Here is a 16939-nt window from a genome sequence, read left to right on the forward strand (position 1 = left end):
CCCGGAGGCCCCGGCCCCGGCGCGCCGGTCAGCGTTCGCGGACGTCGGTCAGGGTGGCGCCGGCGTGGGTGACCAGGTCCCGCGGGGCCATGGCGAACACCGAGTGCGGGGTTCCGGCGGCCGCCCAGACCACCTCGTGGGCCAGCAGCGACCGGTCCGCCAGGACGCGCGTGCTGACCCGGTGCCCGAACGGCGGAACGCCGCCGATCGCGTATCCGGTGGTCTCGCGGACCAGCGTCGCGTCCGCCCGGGTGACCTTCTGCGCACCCAGCTCGCGGCGGACCGCGTCCACGTCGACGCGCGACGCCCCGTCCATCAGGACCACCACCGGCACCCCGTCCGCGGCGAAGATCAGCGACTTCGCGATCTGACCGAGTTCACAGCCGATCGCGGCTGCCGCTTCGGCGGCGGTGCGAGTGCCGTCGGGGAAGGTGCGTACGGTCACGTCGAGTCCCAGCTCCGCCAGGGCTTCTGCGAAACGGGGATGGGTGCTGGTCGTCATGCGGGCACGCTAGCGCCCCGCGCACCCCTCGGGCGAGGCACTTTCCCCCCGCCCCCCGACGACTGCGCCGCACCCGGACCCGGACCCGCACCAGGACCCGCACCAGGACCCGGCGGCGGGTTAAAGGCAGGCCTGGACGGCCCGGACCAGGGCCTGGGCGCGGGGGTCGGCCGTGACCGACTTGGCGTGGGCGTTGGTCACGTAGCCGAAGCCGATCCCGGCCTCCGTGTCCGCAAAGGCCAGCGAGCCGCCGCGCCCCGGGTGCCCGAACGACGCCGGGGACAGCAGTGGCGACGCCGGGCTGTGCAGCATGTACCCGGGGCCGAAGCGCGTGTTGACGACCAGCACCCGGTCCGGCCCGGACGAGAGCTCCGTACCGGCCAGTCGGAGCGTCTGCGGGGTGAACAGGCGCGTGCCGTCCTCGGTGTCGCCCAGCAGCGCCGCGTACACCCCGGCCAGGCCGCGCGCCGTGCCGATGCCCGCCGACGCCGGGAGCTCGGCCGCCCGGTACTCCGGGGCGTTCTCATCCGGCAGCGGCGTGATCGCCGCGAATGCCCGCCGGGTCAGGGACGCCGGATCGGCGTACGCCTCCGAAACGTTGCGCCTGGGTCGCGTGCGCAGGCCGCCCGCCGTCTCCGGCGGGTCCACGGGACCCACCCGGCCCACCCGGCCGGCCTGCGCCTGCGGCAGGCCGATCCAGAACTCCAGCCCGCGCGGGCCCGTGACCTCCTGCGCGAGCCACTGGCCCAGCGAGGCCCCGGTCACCCTCAGCACCAGCTCCGACAGCAGCCAGCTGTACGTCTGCGCGTGGTAGCCGTGGGCCGAGCCCGGCTCCCAGAAGGCCCGCTGCTCGGCGACGGCGCGCGCACCGGAGATCCCGTCCGCGGCTTCGGCGGGCGTGAGCGGCACGTCCAGCGCGGGCACGCCCGCCCGGTGCGCGAGCAGGTCCCGGACCAGCGCCCGCTCCTTGCCGCCCGCCTTGAACTCCGGCCAGTACGCCGCCACGGGTGCATCCAGGTCGAGCAGCCCGCGCTGGTTCAGCAGCAGCGGTACGACGGCGGCCACGCCCTTGGTGGCCGAGCGCACCACCTGTGCGGTGCCCGCCTCCCAGGGCTCGCCCGCGTCGCCGCCGGCGTCGCCGTCGACGTGCTTCGGGCCCGCCCACAGGTCCACGACCTTCCGGCCGTCCCGGTACACGGCCACCGCCGCGCCCCGGTCCCCGAGCACCTCGAAGTTGCGTACGAAAGCGTCCCGGACGGCCTCGAAGCCCGCCGCCACCTCACCCTGGATGTTCACGAGCGGTCCAACAATCACCTGGTCCGACTTATGCCACCGCCGACACGGGTCCCGCCGGCTCAGGCCACCGACACGGAGCGCGGGTCGAAGCCGAAGGGGAGCTCCAGCCGGTGGGCGCGCATCAGCTCCTCGTCGCACAGCAGGTCCTGGGTGCGCCCGTCGGCCGCGATGACGCCCTCGCTGAGGATCACCGACCGCGGGCACAGCTCCAGCGCGTACGGCAGGTCGTGGGTGACCATCAGCACCGTCACGTCCAGCGAGCGCAGGATGTCGGCGAGCTCGCGGCGTGAGGCCGGGTCCAGGTTCGACGAGGGCTCGTCCAGGACCAGGATCTCGGGCCGCATGGCCAGTACGGTCGCGACCGCGACCCGGCGGCGCTGCCCGAAGGACAGGTGGTGCGGCGGGCGGTCCGCGAAGGCCTCCATCCCGACCTGAGCCAGCGCCTCGCGGACCCGCGCCTCCAGTTCCGCGCCGCGCAGGCCGGCGGCGGCCGGGCCGAAGGCCACGTCCTCGCGCACGGTCGGCATGAACAGCTGGTCGTCGGGGTCCTGGAAGACGATGCCGACCCGGCGCCGGATTTCCGCGAAGTTCCGCTTCTCGACCGGCAGCCCGGCCACCGTCACGGTGCCGACCCCGCCAGCGAGGATGCCGTTGAGGTGCAGGACGAGGGTCGTCTTGCCGGCGCCGTTCGGGCCGAGGAGGGCCACCCGCTCGCCCTGTCCGACGGTCAGGTCCACCCCGAAGAGGGCTTGGTGCCCGTCCGGGTAGGCGTACGCGAGGCCGGCGACCTCAAGGGAAGCGGCGGAGGCGGGAGCGGGCGCAGGAGTCACAGGGTCCATCCCATCAGACAGACGGCGAGCGCCGTCGCCGGGAGCGCGGCCGCGTACGCCCACTGGGCGCGGGTGGCCACGACTTCGTCGATCACGGGCATCGAGCCGGTGTAGCCGCGGCTGACCATCGCGAGGTGGACCCGCTCGCCGCGCTCGTAGGAGCGGATGAACAGGGCTCCGGCGGTCTTGGCCAGCACCCCCCAGTGGCGGATGCCGCCGGCCTCGAACCCGCGCGAGCGCCGGGCGATCGACATCCGCCGCAGCTCGTCGGTGATGACGTCGCCGTACCGGATCATGAAGGAGGCGATCTGCACGAGCAGCGGCGGCAGCTTCAGCCGCTGGAGCCCGAGCAGCAGCGCGCGCAGTTCGGTGGTGGAGGCGAGCAGGACGGAGGCGGCGACGCCGAGGGTGCCCTTGGCCAGTACGTTCCAGGCGCCCCACAGGCCCGAGACGCTGAGCGACACGTCGAGTCCGCCCATACCGACGCTGATCCGCTCGCCCTGCGCCACGAACGGCATGAGCACGGCGAAGGCCACGAACGGGACCTCGATCAGCAGCCGCCGCAGCAGGAAGCCGGCCGGGATCCGGGCGGCCGCCGTGACCGCCGCGATGAGGACGGCGTACAGCCCGAAGGCCCACACCGCTTCGCGCGGTGTGGACACGACGACCACGACGAAGCCGAAGGCCGCGGCCAGCTTGCAGTGCGGCGGCAGGGCGTGGATCGGCGAGTGCCCGTGCCGGTAGAGCTTGTGGGCGTGTCCGGCGCCCATCTCAGAGCGCCGTCGACGCGGTCGAGGCGGCCGTCAGGTCCTCGGCGCGGCGGCGGCGCACGGTCCAGAAGATCCCGGTGCCGACGGCGATGGTCGCGCCGACGCCGATGACACCGGCGAGGCCTCCGGAGAGGCGGGCGTCGCCGATGTCCTTGACGCTGTAGTCGGCGAGCGGGGAGTCGGCGGTGGCGTGCTCCTTCCCCTTCTGGTCGATGCCCTGCTCAGCGGCGACCTTCTCCAGGCCGTCGGGGCTGGTGGAGGCGTAGAAGGAGACGAAGCCGGCCAGTACGAGGGCGGTGACCAGGCCGGTGATCCACACGGACTTGGCGGAGCGGGCGGGGGCGGGTGCCGCGACCGGCGCGGCGGCCGGGGCGTCGACCAGTTCCCCGCCCACGCGCAGCTTCAGCGGCGCGGCCAGCCCGCGCGCCCCGTGCACCAGGTCGGGCCGTACGGCCAGTACGGCGCCCACGGTCGCGGCGGTGATGACGGCCTCGCCGATGCCGATCAGGACGTGTACGCCGACCATGGCGGTGAACACCTTGCCGAGCGGGACGTCGGTGGTCCCGCCGAGGGCGTACAGGAGGCTGAACATGACGGCCGCGCCGGGCACCGAGAGCAGTGCTCCGGCGAAGGCGGCCACGGTGACCGAGCGCCGGGTGTCGGGCAGGAGCTTCAGCAGACCGCGGAAGACGGCGTAGGCGACGACCACGGTCACGACGGCCATGTTCATGACGTTGACGCCGAGGGCGGTCAGGCCGCCGTCGGCGAACAGGACGCCCTGCATGAGCAGGACCACGGACACGCACAGCACACCCGTGTAGGGGCCCACGAGTATCGCGGCGAGGGCTCCGCCGAGCAGGTGTCCGCTGGTGCCTGCGGCGACGGGGAAGTTCAACATCTGGACGGCGAAGATGAACGCGGCGACGAGCCCGGCGAGCGGGGCCGCCCGCTCGTCGAGTTCTCGGCGGGCGCCGCGGAGGCTGACGGCCACCGCGCCCGCAGCGGCGACACCTGCGGCGATGGAGACGGGGGCGTCGATGAAGCCGTCGGGCACATGCATGGGGGTGCTCCGCTTCCTGCGGTGTTGAGCTGACGAAATCTTTAGCTGCTCAAGAATAGTGCCCAGTTGCAAATGATTGGCAAGAGCGCCCACAGCACAAATACGGCCGCGCAGATTCGTGGGAATGTGCGAGGCTGGGGGAAATACGGACTCATATGTTCCGATTAGAGGAGTCTTGTCGTGTCAGGCACCGCCGAGAATCCCCCCGCGACGGCAGCCGCGACCGCCGTCGCCACCGCCGTCGCGACCACCACCACCGCCGTCACCGTCGCCGCCGTCGAGGACCGCGTCATCGCCCGCGTGATCAGCGACGACCCGCTCTTCCGGAAGATCCCGGTCGCCCTGCGCTTCGCCCCTGACGAGCCGCTCGCCGTACGGATCGTCTTCCCCGCCGGCCTCTCCCCCGAGGGCACCGACAACGAGTGGGTCTTCCCCAGGGCCCTCCTCGAAGCCGGCCTCCAGGCCCCGACCGGCACGGGCGACGTACGCGTCTGGCCCTGCGGACGCGTCCAGGCGGTCGTCGAGTTCCACTCCCCCGAAGGGGTCGCGGTCATCCAGTTCGACATCGCCGCGCTGCGCCGATTCCTGCGCCGTACGAACGCCGCCGTCACCCGACAGGCCTAACGGGACCGGCCCCGTACCTGACGATCAGGTACGGGGCCGGTCCTTCCTGCCGGGGCGGGTCAGGCGTTGACCAGCTCGCGGTCCTTGTCCGGGCCCTCCGAAGACCCGTCGGCACCTTCGAGGTGCTTGCGCAGGCTCTCGCCCTCCACGTCCACGTTGGGCAGCAGCCGGTCCAGCCAGCGCGGCAGCCACCAGGCCTTGTGGCCGAGCAGTGCGAGCACCGCCGGGACGATCGTCATACGGACGACGAAGGCGTCGAAGAGGACGGCGATGGCGAGACCGAAGCCGATCATCTTGATCATCTGCTCGCTGGCGCCGATGAAGCCCGAGAACACCGCGATCATGATGACGGCGGCCGCCACGACCACCCGAGCGCTGTACTGGAAGCCGGTCACCACGGCCTGGCCCGGGCGCTCGCCGTGGACGTACGCCTCACGCATCCGGGTGACGAGGAAGACCTCGTAGTCCATGGCGAGGCCGAAGACGACGCCCACCATGAAGATCGGCATCATGCTCATGATCGGACCGGTCTGCTCCACTCCGAAGACCGAGCCGAGCCAGCCCCACTGGAAGACCGCGACGACGGCGCCGAGGGCGGCGACCACCGAGAGCAGGAAGCCGAGGGCCGCCTTGAGCGGGACCAGGATGGAGCGGAAGACCAGCATCAGCAGCAGGAAGGCGAGGCCGACCACGAGCGCCAGGTAGGGCAGCAGCGCGTCGTTCATCTTCTGCGAGAAGTCGATGTTCATCGCGGTGGCGCCGGTGACGAGGACGTCGTCGCCGCTGCCGTCGCGGATCGTGTGGACCAGGTTCTCGGTCTCCACCGAGGACGGACGGTCCTTCGGGATGACGGTGATCACCGAGGCGTCGCCGTCCTGGTTCGGGGTCGGCGGGGTGACCGCGGCCACGCCCTCCAGGCCCTTGATCCGGTCGACCGTCTCGTCGGCGAGGCTCTTGTCGCCGTCGACGACCACCATCAGCGGGCCGTTGAAGCCCGGGCCGAAGCCCTCCGACAGCAGGTCGTACGCCTTGCGCTGGGTGGTGGAGACCGGCTGGGCGCCGTCGTCCGGCAGGCCCATCTCCAGCTTGCTCGCCGGGATCGCGATGGCGCCGAGACCGATGACACCGACCAGCAGCACCATGACGGGGCGGCGCAGCACGAAGCGGGCCCAGCGGGTGCCGCCGTTGGCCTTGGGCTCGGCGCCGGCCGGCTTGCCCTTGCCGAACAGCTTGCTCTTCGTACCGGCGGGCAGGACCTTCTTGCCGGCGAAGCCCAGGATGGCCGGGACCAGCGTCAGGGCGACGAGGACGGCGATGACCACGGTGCCCGCGGCGGCGAAGCCCATCTTGGTCAGCATCGGGATGTTGACGACGGCCAGGCCCACGAGGGCGATGACCACGGTGAGGCCCGCGAACACGACGGCCGATCCGGCGGTTCCGGCGGCCCGGCCCGCGGCCTCGTCCCGCTCGCGGCCCTCGGCGAGCTCCGCGCGGTAGCGGGAGACGATGAAGAGCGCGTAGTCGATGCCGACCGCGAGGCCGATCATCATCGCGAGGGTGGAGGTGGTGGTGCCGAGGTCCAGCACGTTGGCGAGCGCGGTGATGGAGGAGACGCCGATGCCCACGCCGATCAGCGCGGTCAGCAGCGGCAGCCCGGCCGCGATCAGCGAGCCGAAGGTGATGACCAGCACGATCGCCGCGATCAGGATGCCGACGATCTCGCCGGAGCCGGTCTCGGGGGGCGTCATCAGGGCGTCGCCGCCGATCTCGACGGTGAGCCCGGCGTTCTTGGCCGCGGTGCCGGAGTCCTTGAGCGCGTCGCGCGTCTCGTCCTTCAGCTCCATGCCGCTGACCGTGTACTTGACGCTCACGTACGCGGTGGAGCCGTCCCGGCTCACCGCCTGCGCCTGGTACGGGTCGGCGACCGAGGCGACCTGGGCCTTGCCCGGGCCGCCCTTCAGGTCGGAGACGATCTTCTCGACCTCGGCCTTGTTCTTCGGGTCGTTGACCGAGGCCCCCGCGGGCGCCTTGACGACGATGCGGGCGGTGGCGCCGTCCGCGGCCATGCCCGGGAACTTCTTGTCCAGCACGTCGAAGGCCTTCTGGGCCTCCGTGCCGGGTATCGAGAACGATCCGGAGGTGGGCGCGGACGCCGTCGCCGCGCCGAAGCCGGCGGCGAACAGCAGCGCCACCCAGACGAGGGCGACGAGGCCACGGCGCCGGAAGGCGCCCCTGCCGAGTCGATAGAGGAAGGTAGCCACGGAGGCGGTTCTCCCGTTCAGGTCGTGGGATGGATCCGGGATGGATCAGGGCGTGGAGAGCCGGCCCGACGACGAGAGCGGCGTGTCAGGAGCAGCATGAGGGAGTCGCGAGGACTCAGACGCCGAGGGCGGGGAAGACCACGGAGTCGATGAAGTCGGCGAGGAACGCCTGGTCCACGGATCGGTCCTCCATCAACGGCAACGCGATGAAGGCGCCGATCAGCATGTGCGGCACGAAACGGATCGCGGGGCAGTCCGGGGCGACCTCGCCCCGTTCCACGGCCCGCCGCAGGATCTCGTCGAGTCCGGAGATCTCCGGCTCCATGAGCAGCCTGCGCAGTGCCTGGTGCAGTTCGGGGCTCTCGTGGACGGCGTGGGCGAGGCCCCGCAGCAGTGCGGTGTCCTTCGCCATCTGCGCGTTGTCGGAGAGCTCGACCATGCGGTGGAAGTCGCCGCGCAGCGTGCCCGTGTCGATCTCCCGCAGGGAGGCCGGCTGGGTGCACCGCAGGGCCTTGGCGACCAGCTCGGGCTTGCTCCCCCACTGGCGGTAGAGGGTGGCCTTGCTGGACTTCGTACGGGCGGCGACCGCATCCATGGTCAGCGCCTCGTAGCCGACTTCGCGGAGCAGGTCCAGGACCGCCCCGTGGAGTTCGGCTTCCCGCTCGGGGGTGATCCGGCTGCGCCGCGACGAGAGTTCTTCGGACATCTCCGGCACCTCCCATCCGAACGAAACCGTTTCGTACACGATGACGATACCCCCGACCCGAACGAAACGAAACCGTTCCGTTTCGTTTCGGCGGGTGGCATGGATCACCTGTACGAGTTGCCAGGCCCCCTCGGCACGGAAAGCATTGTGGGGTGAGTCACGACGGCGCGTACCTCCGCTTCCCGCACCTCCACGACGATCTGCTGTGCTTCGCCACCGAGGACGACCTCTGGGTCGCCCCGCTGGTCCCCGAAGGCCAGGCCCCCGGCCGCGCCTGGCGGATCACCGTCGACCGGACCAGAGTCGGCCACCCCCGATTCTCCCCCGACGGCCGTCACATCGCCTTCACCACCTGGCGCAGCCTCGACCCCGAGATCCACCTGGCCCCGGTGGACGGCGGCCCCGCCCGCCAGTTGAGCTTCTGGGGCGCCACCGACACCCGGGTCTGCGGCTGGACCCCGCCCGACAAGGACGGCCACAGCGACATCCTCGCCGTGTCCTCGCACAGCCAGCCCTTCTCCTACTTCGCCTGGGCCTACAGCGTGCCGACCGACGGCTCGCCCGGCGGCAAACTGCCCTGGGGGCCGGTCTCGGACATCGCCGTCCACGAGGAACCGGGTGGCGAGCGGCGCACCCTCCTGCTGACCGGCAAACCCCCGCACGAACCCGCCGCCTGGAAGCGCTACCGCGGCGGCGCCACCGGCCGGCTCTGGCTGCACGGCGAGCGGCTGCTGGAGGACATCGAGGGCCACCTCGACGCCCCGATGTTCGTGGACGGCCGCATCGCCTTCCTCTCCGACCACGAGGGCATCGGCAACCTGTACTCCTGCCTCCCCGACGGCACCGACCTGCGCCGCCACACCGACCACGAGGAGTTCTACGCCCGGCACGCCTCCAGCGACGGCACCCGCGTCGTCTACCAGTGCGCCGGGGACCTCTGGCTCGTCGACTCGCTGTCCCCGGACGCGGCCCCGCGCCGGCTCGACGTCCGCCTCGGCGGCCCCCGCGCGGGCCGCCGCACGTACCAGGTCTCGGCGGCCAGCCACGTCGACTCGCTCTCCGTCGACGCCACCGGCCGGGCCAGCGCGGTCGTCATCCGCGGCAGCCTGTACTGGCTCACCCACCGCGACGGGCCCGCCCGGACCATCGCCGACACCCCCGGCGTGCGGGTACGGCTGCCCGAGATGCTCGGCAGCAGCGGGCAGGTCGCTTACGTGACCGACGCGGAGGGCGAGGACGCGATCGAGATCGCCTACCTCCCCCGGGCCTCCGGCGACCGGGAGCCGCGCCGGCTGGCCTCCGGCGAGCTGGGCCGCGTACTGGAACTGCTCGCCGACCCGGACGGGGAGCGCCTCGCCATCGCCTCCAACGACGGTCGGCTGCTGCTCATCGACGCCAGCGAGGAGTCCGGGGGAGGCGAGGTCACCGAGCTGATCCGGTCCATCAACGGGCCCGTCACCGACCTGGCGTTCTCCCCCGACGGGGCCTGGCTGACCTGGTCGCACCCGGGCATCGGGCGCTCGCTGCGCCAGATCAAGATGGCTCGGATCTCCGGCCCCGGCCCGCGGTCGATCGTGGACGTCACCAACGGCCGCTTCGAGGACGAGAATCCGGTCTTCACCCGGGACGGCCGCTACCTGGCCTTCCTCTCGTGGCGCGGGTTCGACCCGGTGTACGACGTCCACACCGGCGACCTGTCCTTCCCGCTGGGCTGCCGCCCGTACCTGGTGCCGCTGTCCTCGGCGACCCCCTCGCCGTTCGCGTTCACCCCCGACGGCCGCCCGGCCGCGGGCGGGCTCGACCCGGGCGAGGGCGAGGCCAGCGAGGGCGAAGGCACGGTCATGGTGGAGGTGGAGGGGCTGGAGAGCCGCGTCACCCCGTTCCCGGTGACGGCGTCGAAGTACTCGGCCCTGTACCCGGTGCACGGCGGCGGACTGGTGTGGCTGCGCTGGCCGATCTCGGGCGCCCTCGGCGAGACCTTCGCCAGCCCGACCGACACCAGCGGCAAGCCCACGCTGGAGCACTTCGAGATCACCAAGGCGCGCAAGAGCGAACTGGGCTCCGGACTGGACTGGTTCGCGGTCAGCGGCGACGGCACCCGGCTCGTCATCAACGACGACGGGGACCTGCGCGCCGTCCCGTCGACCGAATCCGGCGACAGCGACTCAACGGTCTACCTGGACCTGCGGCGCATCCTGCACGAGGTGGACCCCGCCGCCGAGTGGCGCCAGGCGTTCGAGGAGGCCGGGCGGCTGATCCGCGCGTACTTCTGGGAGCCGGACATGTGCAACATCGACTGGGACGGGGTGCTGCGCCAGTACCGCCCCCTGGTCGAACGGGTCGCCTCGCCCGACGAGTTCGCGGACCTGCTGCGCGAGGTCCTCGGCGAACTCGGCACCTCGCACGCCTATGTCTCGCCCGCGCGCCGCAACGAGGGCCCGCCGCACTACCACCGGCCGATCGGGCTGCTCGGCGCCAACTTCGTGCCCCGCGAGGAGGGCTGGATGCTCGCCCGGATCCTGCCGGGCGAGTCCTCCGACTCCAAGGCCCGCTCCCCGCTCGCCGGCACCGGCATCCGGGAGGGCGCCGTGCTCACCCACGTCGACGGCCGGCCGGTGGACCCGGTGGCCGGCCCCTATCCGCTGCTCGCGGCGGCCGGCGGCACCACGGTCGAGCTGACCTTCGTACCCGCCGAAGGCGAGGGCAGGGCCCGGCGGGTCGCGATCGTGCCGCTGATCGACGAGCGGCCGCTGCGCTACCAGGACTGGGTGTCCAAGCGGCGCGCGGTGGTCCGGGAGCTCAGCGGCGGCAAATGCGGCTACCTGCACATCCCCGACATGGGCGGCTCGGGCTGGGCGCAGTTCAACCGGGACCTGCGGATGGAGATGTCCCGGCCCGCGCTGATCGTGGACGTGCGCGGCAACGCGGGCGGGCACATCAGCGAGCTGGTGGTGGAGAAGCTGACCCGCTCGATCCTCGGCTGGGACCTGACGCGGGGCGCCCAGCCGGTGTCGTACGCCTCCAACGCGCCCCGCGGTCCGATCGTGGCGCTGGCCGACGAGGCGACCTCCTCGGACGGCGACATGATCACGGCGGCCATCAAGCTGCTCGGGCTGGGTCCGGTGGTCGGCCAGCGCACCTGGGGCGGGGTGGTCGGCATGACCGGCCGGCACACTCTGGGCGACGGAACGGTCATCACGGTGCCGATGAACGCCGCCTGGTTCCCGGAGTACGGCTGGTCGGTGGAGAACCACGGCGTGGAGCCGGACCTCGCGATCCTGCGCACCCCGCTCGACTGGGCGGAGGGGCGGCACGCGCAGATGGACGACGCCGTGCACCTGGCACTGGAGCTGCTGGAGCAGGAGCCGGCCGCGGTGCCGCCCGGGTACGCGGACGTGCCGGACCTGCGGCGTCCGAAGCTGCCGCCGAGGCAGTAGGGCACTCGCCGGGCGTGCGAGAGGGGCGCGACCGTGCCGTGCACGGTCGCGCCCCTTCGGGTGTGCGGCTCCCGGCTGTCCGGGCCTCAGAAGTCCCAGTTGTCGTCGAGCTCGTCGTGGACCTTTTCCTTCTTCTTCTTGCCCTGGTCGGGGGCGTGCGCACTGCGCTCGGACGTCTCGTCCTTCGCGCCCTGCTGGGCCGCCTTGGCCTTGTCCTTGAGCTCTTGCGCCTTGTCCTGGAACTGGTCCTTGATGCCCATGCTGTTCACTCCTGGAGGGGTGTAGGGGACCGGGCTGCGACCAGATTTGCACGAGGGGACAAAGCTCGCATTTCGATCAATGACGCTCCGAGTCCCGCGTGCGCTCCTTCTCGTCGGCGGCCCCTCCGGCCCCCACCAGCCCGCGGGAGACCCCCGACAGCCTGGGCTCGAAGCGCTTCATCTCCCGCTGCCCGACGGTCGCGATGATCCCGGGCAAGTAGCCCCGCACGCCCTGCATCCCGCGCAGCCACCACTGCGCGTACACGTGCGGCGAGCGCCGCTCGATCCCGGCGACGATCCGGTCCACGGCCGGGCCCAGCGGGTACGTGCGGTTCGACGGCCACGGCAGCCGTTGGCGCAGCTCCCGCATGACCTCGTCCCGGTCGGCGCCGCGCACCATGTCGGTGTCGGTCCAGGAGAGGTAGCCGACGCCCACCTTGACGCCCTTGTAGCCCACTTCGGCGCGCAGGCAGTGCGCGAAGGCCTCGACGCCGGACTTGGAGGCGCAGTACGCCGTCATCATCGGCGCCGGCGTGATCGCGGCGAGCGAGGCGATCTGGAGGAAGTAGCCGCGGCTTTCGGTCAGTACGGGGAGGAAGGCACGGGCGGTGACGGCGCCCCCGATCAGGTTGACCTCGATCACCCGGCGCCAGGCTTCGGGGTCGGAGTCGGCGAACGGACCGCCCGCGGCCACGCCCGCGTTGGCGACGACGACGTCGACCTTGCCGAAGCGCTGCTTGACCTCCTCGGCGACCCGGGCCATGGCCTCGTGGTCGGTGACGTCGGCGTGCCAGTGGCCGCTGTCGGTGTGCAGCCGCTCGGAGACCTCCTTGAGGGCCTCCGGTTCCAGCCCCACCAGTGCCACCTTCGCACCGCGCGCGGACAGCTTGCGGGCGAGGAGCTCGCCGACCCCGCGTGCGGCGCCGGTGACGACGGCGACCTGCCCTTCCAGACTCCTGCTCGCGCTCACGGCGTCTTCTCCTTCAGGTCCTTGAGGAAGTGGGTGGTCAGCTCGCGCACGGCGTTCGTGACGGCCTCGGGAGCCTCGATCGGGGTCATGTGCCCCATGCCGGTCAGCTCGGTGAGCCCCACGCAGTGCGGCAGGGCGGCGGCGAGCTGCCGGGCGTGCACGATCGGGGTGAGCCGGTCGTTCTTGCCGCCGATGACGGCGGTGGGCACCGTGAGCGCCGCGAGGTTCGCCTCAAGGTCCAGCCCGGCCAGCACCTCGGACCAGGCGTACCGGACGCCGGTGGGGCAGGCGTGCACGATACGGGCGCACGCCTCGACCTTGTCGGGCGCGGAGCCGGGGCCCATCGTGGCGTACTTCAGCACCCGCTTGGCGACCGGCGTGACGGGCCCGAGGGGGGCGCGTGCGCCGAGCACCGCGCCGGTTATACGGGTCCTCGCGCGCCCTGGGCGCAGCGGCACGACCAGCGCCTCCGCGACGAGCCGGGCGCTGCCGGTGCTGCACAGCAGCGCGGCGGCGGCGTGCTCGGCGAACTCCAGCCGCCCGGCGGCAGCCATGATCGTCATCCCGCCCATGGAGTGCCCCGCGACGACGGCCCGCTCGCCGGGGGCCAGGGTGGCCCGCAGGACCGAGACCAGGTCATCGGCGAGTGCGGTGGTGTCGTAGCGGGAGGCGGCGGGGCTGCGGCCGTGGCCGCGCTGGTCATAGGCGATCACCCGGTGGTCCTTGGCGAGCTCGCGGATCTGCGCGGCCCAGAAGGCGGTGGAGCAGGTCCAGCCGTGCGCCAGCACCACGGCCGGCGCGTCCTCGTCCCCGTGTTCCTCCACGTGCAGGCGGGCTCCGTCGGCGGAGACCGCGACCAGCTCCCGCCGGGCGGCGGGCGGGGCGTAGCGCCCGGAGGTGACGTACGCGGGCCGGCTCACGCGGCGTCCTCCTCGGTGGTGGCGGTGGCGGTGGCGGTACCGGTGGCCGCGCCGGCGGCTGCGGCCTTGTCCGTGCCGGCCTTGCCCGCACCGTTGCGGCCCGCGGCCTTCGTCCGGGCCTGCGCGACCCGGGCGGGGACCCGCTCGCGCTCGCCCTCGCCCTCCGTCAGGCGGACGACTTCGTACTCGGAGAGGTCCACGCTCCGCGTCTCCTTGCGGAACTCGCCGGTCGTGCCCGGCCAGACCGTCGTGTTGCGGCCCTGCGCGTCGAGGTACCAGCTGGTGCAGCCGCCGGTGTTCCACACCGTGCGCTCCATGCGGGTCTGGACCTGGCGGTTCCACTGGTTCACGGCGGAGGGCCGGGCCGCGAGTGCGACCGGTCCGCCCAGCACGTGGAGCTGGCGCAGGTAGTCCGCCATGTAGTTCAGCTGCGACTCGATCATCAGGATCATCGAGCTGTTGCCGAGCCCGGTGTTCGGCCCGATGATCGTCATCCAGTTCGGGAAGCCGGCCGCGGTCGCCCCGCGCAGCGACTGCATCCCGTCCTTCCAGTGGTCCGCGAGGGTCCGGCCCTCCGCGCCCACCACCCGGTCCGCGATCGGCATGTCGGTCACGTGGAAGCCGGTGCCGAAGACGATCGCGTCGACCTCGGTCTCGGTCCCGTCGGCGGCGATCAGCGTGTTGCCGCGGATCTCCTTGAGCCCGGAGGCGACGAGGTCCACGTTCGGCCGGGCGAGCGCCGGGTAGTAGTCGCTGGAGAGCAGGATCCGCTTGCAGCCGATCCGGTACGAGGGCGTCAGCTTGGCCAGCAGCGCCCGGTCCTTGATCGAGCGCGCCATATTGGCCTTGGCCAGCGATTCGATGAGCCCGAGCTGGTTCGGCCGCTTGGTGAACGCGCTGACCTGGAGCTCCCGGATCCCCCAGAGCAGCCCACGGCGGGCCGCCCGGGTGAACGGCAGCTGGCGGTGCAGCCAGCGCTCCACGCTGCTGATGGCCCGGTCGGTGCGCGGCATCACCCACGGCGGGGTGCGCTGGAACAGCGTGAGCCGCTCCACGTCGGGCGCGATGGCCGGGACGATCTGGATGGCCGAGGCGCCGGTGCCGATCATCGCGACGCGCTTGCCGCGCAGGTCGTAGTCGTGGTCCCAGCGCGCGGAGTGGAAGACCTTGCCGGGGAACCCGTCGAGTCCGGGGATCTCCGGCATCTTCGGGTCGGACAGCGGACCGGTGGCCGAGACCACGACGTCGGCGGTGAGGTCCCCGGCGTCGGTCTCGATCTCCCACCTCAGCCGGTCGCCGTCCCAGCGCATCATCCGGACCTCGGAGTTCAGCCGGATGTGCGGGCGCAGCCCGAACGTGTCGGCGACGTGCTCCAGGTAGGCGCGGATGGCCGGCTGCCCGGAGAACGTCCGCGGCCAGTCGGGGTTGGGTGCGAACGAGAACGAATAGAGATGGGAGGGGACGTCGCACGCGCACCCGGGGTAGCTGTTGTCGCGCCAGGTCCCGCCGACGGAGTCGGCGCGTTCCAGTACGACGAAGTCCGTGATCCCCTCGCGGCGCAGCCGGACGGCCGCGCCCAGCCCGCCGAAGCCGGACCCGATCACCGCCACCCGTACGTGCTTGCGCCCGTCCATGCCACCACTCATGCCCGCCGCCCTCCGCAGTCCAGCCAAGCCAAGCCCAGTCACAACCACAACCACAACCACCGACAACACTGCCAGTAATCACTGGCGCAATCGGGAGAGTAGAGCAGCTCCGTACTCATGGGTAGAGGTCGCGACCGGAAAGTTACTGCCGGTACGCCATAGGCTGCGCCTGTGGAAGACACGGAAGCGGGGATGACAGTGCGCGAATACCGTACGGAGGAACTGGCCGAGGCAGCCGGCATCCCCGTCCGCACCCTGCGCTTCTACCGCGAGCGCAAGCTCCTCCCGCCGCCGCGCCGCGAGGGCCGGATCGCCTGGTACGACGACCACCACCTGGCCCGGCTGCGCACCATCGCCGCCCTGCTGGAACGCGGCCACACCCTCGGCGGCATCGCCGAGCTGACCGCCGCCTTCGAGAGCGGCCGCGACGTCGGCCAGCTCGGCGAACTGCTCGGCATCGGCTGGTCCGAGGAGACCCCGGTGCGTCTGACGCCGGAGGCGCTCGCCGACTACTTCGAGGGCGAGGTCACCCCGGAGAACCTGGCGGCCTCCCTCGACCTCGGCTACCTCGCCACCGACGGCGACGAGATCGTGCACGTCAGCCGGAGGCTGCTGGACGTCTCTTCGGCGCTGGTCCGCGAGGGGGTCCCGCTCTCGGCGGTCCTGGAGACGGGCCGCCGGGTCCGCGAGCACGCGGACGCCATGGCGGCCCTGTTCACGGAGCTGATCTCCGCCCACCTGGCGGAGGAGGCCCTTCCGCGGCTGCGCCCCCTCGCCAAGAGCGTGGTCGAGGCGGAGCTCGGCATGGCGATGGACCGCCTCCTGGCTTCAGGGGTTCAGGACGCCGACTCGTAGACCACGGTCACGGGCGCGTGGTCGGACCAACGCTCCGGGTGCGTCTCCGCCCGCTCGACGAACGCCTTCACGGCCCGGGCGGCCAGCCCCGGAGTGGCGACCTGGAGGTCGATGCGCCACCCGGCGTCGTTGTCGAAGGCCCGCCCGCGGTAGGACCACCAGGAGTACGGCCCCTCGGTGTCGGGGTGCAGCGCGCGGACCACGTCCACGTACCCGGCCTCCTCGTAGACCTTCCCGAGCCACTCCCGCTCCTCGGGCAGGAAGCCCGCGTTCTTCCGGTTGGTCTTCCAGTTCTTGAGGTCGGCTTCCCGGTGGCAGATGTTCCAGTCGCCGCACACGACGACCTCCCGCCCCTCGGCTGCGGCGCGCGCCTTCAGCGCGACCAGATGGGGGAGGAACTCCGCCATGAAGCGGTACTTCTCGTCCTGCTTCTCGGTCCCGGCCTCGCCGGAGGGCAGGTACAGGCTGGCGACGGTGACACCCGGAAGATCCACCTCCAGATAGCGCCCACCGGCGTCGAACTCGTCGCTCCCGAATCCCACCTGCACCCGCTCGGGCTCACGGCGCGTGTAGAGCGCGACCCCGGCCCGACCCTTCGCGGCGGCCGGCGCGAACACCGTGTGCCAGCCCTCGGGCGCCCGGACCTCCTCCGGAATCTGCCCCTCCTCGGCACGCACCTCCTGGAGGCAGACCACGTCGGCATCCGACCCGGCCAGCCACGGGGAGAACCCCTTCTTGGCGGCGGCGCGGATCCCATTCACATTCACGGAGGTCACGGTGAGCATCCCCGCACCATAACGGG

General features: G+C 72.1%; 15 protein-coding genes. 3 read left to right on the plus strand and 12 right to left on the minus strand.

Features of this window, described 5'->3' with window-relative positions; all coding sequences use genetic code 11:
• Positions 1 to 28 precede the first annotated feature (28 nt).
• The 5 genes from OG974_RS18445 to OG974_RS18465 form a co-directional block, all read right to left on the minus strand.
• Positions 29 to 502: a YbaK/EbsC family protein gene (locus OG974_RS18445; protein WP_327283789.1), complete on the minus strand. Its 474-nt coding sequence runs from the start codon at positions 500 to 502 to the stop codon at positions 29 to 31.
• A 120-nt stretch (positions 503 to 622) separates the two neighbouring features.
• Entirely contained in the window at positions 623 to 1798 is a 1176-nt protein-coding gene (locus tag OG974_RS18450) for a serine hydrolase domain-containing protein (protein WP_327283790.1), read from the minus strand.
• A 59-nt stretch (positions 1799 to 1857) separates the two neighbouring features.
• Entirely contained in the window at positions 1858 to 2637 is a 780-nt protein-coding gene (locus OG974_RS18455) for an ABC transporter ATP-binding protein (RefSeq protein WP_327283791.1), read from the minus strand.
• On the minus strand, positions 2625 to 3398 hold the full coding sequence (cbiQ, locus tag OG974_RS18460; protein ID WP_327283792.1) for a cobalt ECF transporter T component CbiQ: 774 nt from the start codon (positions 3396 to 3398) through the stop codon (positions 2625 to 2627). The genes OG974_RS18455 and cbiQ overlap by 13 nt, the downstream gene beginning before the upstream one ends.
• A 1-nt stretch (position 3399) precedes the next feature.
• Complete coding sequence (locus OG974_RS18465) at positions 3400 to 4458, minus strand: energy-coupling factor ABC transporter permease (protein WP_371643777.1); 1059 nt, start codon at positions 4456 to 4458, stop codon at positions 3400 to 3402.
• Positions 4459 to 4638: 180 nt separating this feature from the next.
• Here OG974_RS18465 and OG974_RS18470 point away from each other — a divergent pair, with 180 nt between their 5' ends.
• The gene (locus OG974_RS18470; RefSeq protein WP_327283794.1) at positions 4639 to 5082 is read left to right on the plus strand and encodes an SsgA family sporulation/cell division regulator; all 444 of its coding nucleotides are present in this window, start codon (positions 4639 to 4641) and stop codon (positions 5080 to 5082) included.
• 59 nt (positions 5083 to 5141) lie between these two features.
• Here the strand turns inward: OG974_RS18470 and OG974_RS18475 are convergent, their stop codons facing one another.
• Positions 5142 to 7343 carry an MMPL family transporter gene (locus OG974_RS18475; protein ID WP_327283795.1) on the minus strand — a complete coding sequence of 734 codons (2202 nt, stop codon included), beginning with the start codon at positions 7341 to 7343 and terminating at the stop codon, positions 5142 to 5144.
• A gap of 115 nt (positions 7344 to 7458) precedes the next feature.
• Positions 7459 to 8049 carry a TetR/AcrR family transcriptional regulator gene (locus OG974_RS18480; protein ID WP_327283796.1) on the minus strand — a complete coding sequence of 197 codons (591 nt, stop codon included), beginning with the start codon at positions 8047 to 8049 and terminating at the stop codon, positions 7459 to 7461.
• A 152-nt stretch (positions 8050 to 8201) separates the two neighbouring features.
• Here OG974_RS18480 and OG974_RS18485 point away from each other — a divergent pair, with 152 nt between their 5' ends.
• Positions 8202 to 11486: a S41 family peptidase gene (locus OG974_RS18485; protein ID WP_371643780.1), complete on the plus strand. Its 3285-nt coding sequence runs from the start codon at positions 8202 to 8204 to the stop codon at positions 11484 to 11486.
• An 86-nt stretch (positions 11487 to 11572) separates the two neighbouring features.
• On the opposite strand, the gene OG974_RS18490 is transcribed toward OG974_RS18485, so the two are convergent.
• The 4 genes from OG974_RS18490 to OG974_RS18505 all read right to left on the minus strand — a co-directional run bounded on the left by OG974_RS18490 (position 11573) and on the right by OG974_RS18505 (position 15270).
• Positions 11573 to 11746 (minus strand): hypothetical protein, encoded by a 174-nt coding sequence (locus OG974_RS18490; RefSeq protein ID WP_327283798.1) that lies wholly within the window; start codon positions 11744 to 11746, stop codon positions 11573 to 11575.
• 76 nt (positions 11747 to 11822) lie between these two features.
• A complete protein-coding gene (locus OG974_RS18495; RefSeq protein ID WP_327283799.1) occupies positions 11823 to 12716 on the minus strand; it encodes an SDR family oxidoreductase in 894 nt (297 codons plus the stop codon).
• A complete protein-coding gene (locus OG974_RS18500; RefSeq protein ID WP_328762992.1) occupies positions 12713 to 13636 on the minus strand; it encodes an alpha/beta hydrolase in 924 nt (307 codons plus the stop codon). Before OG974_RS18500 ends, OG974_RS18495 begins: the two co-directional genes overlap by 4 nt.
• Positions 13633 to 15270 (minus strand): flavin-containing monooxygenase, encoded by a 1638-nt coding sequence (locus OG974_RS18505; RefSeq protein ID WP_371646850.1) that lies wholly within the window; start codon positions 15268 to 15270, stop codon positions 13633 to 13635. Before OG974_RS18505 ends, OG974_RS18500 begins: the two co-directional genes overlap by 4 nt.
• A gap of 204 nt (positions 15271 to 15474) precedes the next feature.
• Between OG974_RS18505 and OG974_RS18510 the strand changes: the two genes are divergently transcribed.
• Positions 15475 to 16137 (plus strand): MerR family transcriptional regulator, encoded by a 663-nt coding sequence (locus OG974_RS18510; RefSeq protein ID WP_328762993.1) that lies wholly within the window; start codon positions 15475 to 15477, stop codon positions 16135 to 16137.
• Here OG974_RS18510 and OG974_RS18515 read toward each other — a convergent pair.
• Positions 16119 to 16922, minus strand: a complete 804-nt coding sequence (locus OG974_RS18515; protein ID WP_327283802.1) for an exodeoxyribonuclease III — start codon at positions 16920 to 16922, stop codon at positions 16119 to 16121. The genes OG974_RS18510 and OG974_RS18515 overlap by 19 nt on opposite strands.
• Positions 16923 to 16939 lie beyond the last annotated feature (17 nt).

Source organism: Streptomyces sp. NBC_00597 (assembly GCF_041431095.1).
Taxonomy (GTDB): Bacteria; Actinomycetota; Actinomycetes; order Streptomycetales; family Streptomycetaceae; genus Streptomyces.

Coding starts and splice junctions, on each gene's coding strand:
- OG974_RS18490 (WP_327283798.1), bottom strand. CDS start 11,746: ATGGGCATCAAGGACCAGTTCCAGGACAAGGCGCAAGAGCTCAAGGAC.
- OG974_RS18480 (WP_327283796.1), bottom strand. CDS start 8,049: ATGTCCGAAGAACTCTCGTCGCGGCGCAGCCGGATCACCCCCGAGCGG.
- OG974_RS18510 (WP_328762993.1), top strand. CDS start 15,475: ATGACAGTGCGCGAATACCGTACGGAGGAACTGGCCGAGGCAGCCGGC.
- OG974_RS18445 (WP_327283789.1), bottom strand. CDS start 502: ATGACGACCAGCACCCATCCCCGTTTCGCAGAAGCCCTGGCGGAGCTG.
- OG974_RS18465 (WP_371643777.1), bottom strand. CDS start 4,458: ATGCATGTGCCCGACGGCTTCATCGACGCCCCCGTCTCCATCGCCGCA.
- cbiQ (WP_327283792.1), bottom strand. CDS start 3,398: ATGGGCGCCGGACACGCCCACAAGCTCTACCGGCACGGGCACTCGCCG.
- OG974_RS18455 (WP_327283791.1), bottom strand. CDS start 2,637: ATGGACCCTGTGACTCCTGCGCCCGCTCCCGCCTCCGCCGCTTCCCTT.
- OG974_RS18515 (WP_327283802.1), bottom strand. CDS start 16,922: ATGCTCACCGTGACCTCCGTGAATGTGAATGGGATCCGCGCCGCCGCC.
- OG974_RS18505 (WP_371646850.1), bottom strand. CDS start 15,270: ATGGACGGGCGCAAGCACGTACGGGTGGCGGTGATCGGGTCCGGCTTC.